Genomic DNA, 3,279 nt, shown 5'->3' with positions numbered 1-3,279 from the left:
GGCTCGTCCATCAGCAACAGGCGTGGACGGTTAATCAGCACCCGGGCAATTTCGACCCGTTGCTGCATGCCGCCAGACAGTTGATCAGGCCAGCGATCGGCGAATCCTTCGAGCCCCACCAACGCCAGCATTTCATCGGCTGCGGCGTGACGCTCGGCTTTACCGGCACCACTCATTTTCAAACCAAAAGCGACGTTATCGCGCACACGGCGCCACGGGAATAAGGTGTGCTGCTGAAAGACCATACCCCGTTGTGGCGACGGCCCGACAACCGACTGACCGTCTACAAGCAAGCTGCCATGACGCGGTTGCAGGTGACCGGCCAATGCGCCAAGCAACGTCGATTTGCCACAGCCGGACGGCCCGAGGATGCAAACGAATTCGCCAGGCTCGACCTGGCAATCCAGTGCCTGCACAGCTTCGAAGGCTTGTTTTTCCTCGCCGAGGGTAATCGACAGATCACGAATATCGATGCGCCCTGCCGGGCTTTGCGTCGGGCTCATCAGGCTTTTCCTCTCGGTCGATTCCAGGGGGTAAACAGCCCGCCCAGACGTTTAATCAACAGGCTGCTGCCCATGCCAAGCACGCCAATCAGCAACATGCCAACCACAATGTCGGCGTAGTTCTGGATCGTGTAAGACTCCCAGGTGTAGTAGCCGATGCCGAACTGGCCTGAGATCATTTCCGCGGTCACCAGACAGAACCACGAGGTGCCCATGCCAATCGCCAGCCCAGTAATGATGCTCGGCGCAGCGCCCGGCAACACCACCTCCAGCAGCATCGCCCGGTGCCCTGCCCCCAAGCTTTTTGCCGACGCAATCAACCGTGGGTCGACGCCTTCGACACCGTGGATGGTATTGAGCAGGATCGGGAACAAGGCACCGGTAAAAGTGATGAACACCATGGACAGTTCCGACGACGGAAACATCAGAATCGCCAGCGGAATCCACGCCACGGCCGGAATCGGGCGCAGCACTTCCAGTGGCGGCAAGAGCAGGTCTTCGGCCCATTTCGAGCGACCGATTGCCAGCCCCAGACCGACACCCACCAGCGTCGCCGCAACGAACCCGATGAATACCCGACTCAAGCTGGCGCTCAAGTGTTCGCCGAGTTTTCCGGAGTTCACCAACTCCACTGCCGCCTGTACCACTGCCAACGGCGTCGGCACGTTACTGAACGTCACCAGTAGTAAGTTCCAGTGATGACTCGCCGCCAATTGCCAGAACAACAGGCAAAATAATAGAGAGCCAGCGCGCGGGATCCAGCGCAACAACGATGCGGTCATGGTGTTCTCCAAGGTGCCTTAGCGGACAGCCAACGCTTCGTTGAAATCCACTACCTTGCCGCCCTGCGCCTGGGCAAAACTCTGCGCTTGGCCCTTGAGCAGGAACGCATTGAGCTTGCCTTTGGCGTCACTGGCGAACCACGCCTGATTCGCCAGCAGCTTGATACCGCTGTCCGATGCCTGGGCATAAACCGCGCGGACCTTTTTGCCTTCTTTGTCCAGGCTTTGCAGGGCTTTAAACGCTGACTCGGGCGAAGCGTAATTGCGTACGGTGGGCTCACCCTTGACCCAAATTTGTGCTACGTGGGTCAGGTCAGTGATGGGCTTGCCGGTCAGCGCATCGTTAGCCTTGAGCGGCGACTGGGCGTAGTTAGCCAGTTGCGCGGTGTAGTCGAGACCTGAGGCCTTGAACGCTGCACGAATGTACTGGTCGTCGATGAACGTATTCAGGTCCAGCCCGCGATCCGCCTTCTTCATCAGCTTCAGGGTGTCGATGGCGGTGGCAACCGCCTGGCGGTATTCAGGTTTCCAGCTCTGGTCGCGGGTTTGCAACCCTAGCGGACCGTGGAACAGGTAGTTCACTTCAGCTTCGATGCCAGTGACTTTTTCGATCAGTTCGCTGTATTTCTCAGGCTCGGCAGTCAGAAAATGATTAGCTTCTATACCGGCGCGCAGGTAAGCGACGACAATTTCCGGGTATTGCTTGGCGTAGCTTTCGTCCACCAGAGCGCCGTGGAAGGTCGGGCTATTGGATTGTGAGCCATCGTAAATTTTGCGAGCGAAACCGCGATTAGGGAACAACTCGGCGAACGGCACAAAATCGGCATGGGCGTCGATCTTGTTCGCCTGCAGCGCAGAACCTGCGACTTCCGGTGCCTGGGCAACGATGTTCACGTCTTTGAGCGGGTCCCAACCCTGCGCCGCGATGGCCCGCAGCAACATGCCATGGGCGCTGGAGGCAAACGGTACGGAAATACTCTTGCCTTTGAGCTCAGCAATTGACTGCACCGGCGAATCGCTCGGCACCACGATGCCGTTGCCGCTGCCCTTGATACTGCCGGACAACACGCTGATGAACAGGCTGTGCTTGCCCGCAGACTCAAATGCCACACCGTTGAACGCGCCAGGGAAATCAGCCATGGCGCCAAAATCGAGCTTTCCGGCGACCATTTCATTGGTCAGTGGTGCGCCGCTGGTGAAGTTTTTCCATTCGATTTCGTAGTGGGCGTCTTTGTATTTACCGTCGTGGGGCAAGTATTTTTCCAGCAGCCCCAACTCACGAATCATCAACCCACCCGCAGCGCAGTTGATGGTGGTGTCTTGGGTGCCAATGGCAATACGGATGTTTTCCGCGTGGGCAGAAAGGGTCAATGAGGCCAGTACGAAACCGGCCAGCGTGGCACGCAATAACATGGGTGTATCCCCTCGATTCAGCTTATTAGTGTTCGTCTCCGCCGCGTTCTGATCACGGTGGGAAACGAGGGGTCGATAACTCAGGCGTCCGGGGGTTGCCGGATGGCTTTTGCTCGCGCAATGCAATGGGCGAGCAGCACGACTTAACGCAACAGGTAAGGAATTTCCACCTTCACTGCGCCGGTCGGGCAATCTTTTTCGCAGGGCATGCAGTACCAGCATTCGTCGAAAGCCATGTAGGCTTTTTGCGTGGCCGGATTGATCGCCAGCAGGTCCATGGGACAGACGTCGACACACACAGTGCAGCCCTTGTGGGCGATGCATTTGTCCTCGTCGACCGTGACCGGCGCATTGGAGCGAAAGAAGATTTCCTGAGGCTGATAGGCCATTTCACGGTGTCCTTGGAGCGTTTAGCTCTCTCTGTGGCATTGCTGCTATTGCGAATCGTAATCAGGCGGCGTTGGCGCCGACACGCAAGCGGTCGTAGGCCTGCATTTCTTGCTCATCCAGAGGAATCACGTAAGGTTCAACCGGCTTTTTGAAGCTAAACATTTTGCCGTCATCGCCCTTTTTCCGATGGC

The 3,279-nt window shown here is 57.6% G+C and carries 4 protein-coding genes; all 4 read right to left on the bottom strand.

Annotated features, from left to right (window positions below):
* Positions 1-503 (bottom strand): ABC transporter ATP-binding protein (locus M0974_RS07145; protein WP_297834606.1); only part of this gene is annotated, 503 nt, incomplete at its 3' end.
* Entirely contained in the window at positions 503-1,285 is a 783-nt protein-coding gene (locus tag M0974_RS07140; protein WP_297834604.1) for an ABC transporter permease, read from the bottom strand. The genes M0974_RS07145 and M0974_RS07140, both read right to left, overlap by 1 nt.
* Positions 1,286-1,303: 18 nt before the next feature.
* Positions 1,304-2,698, bottom strand: a complete 1,395-nt coding sequence (locus M0974_RS07135; protein WP_297834603.1) for an ABC transporter substrate-binding protein — start codon at positions 2,696-2,698, stop codon at positions 1,304-1,306.
* Between the two features lie 143 nt (positions 2,699-2,841).
* Entirely contained in the window at positions 2,842-3,087 is a 246-nt protein-coding gene (locus M0974_RS07130; protein WP_003180418.1) for a ferredoxin family protein, read from the bottom strand.
* Positions 3,088-3,279 lie beyond the last annotated feature (192 nt).

Source organism: Pseudomonas sp. (assembly GCF_026224925.1).
Taxonomy (GTDB): domain Bacteria; phylum Pseudomonadota; class Gammaproteobacteria; order Pseudomonadales; family Pseudomonadaceae; genus Aquipseudomonas.
The sequence above is the reverse complement of the archived record's forward strand: the minus strand, read 5'-3'. Positions and strand labels throughout refer to the sequence as shown.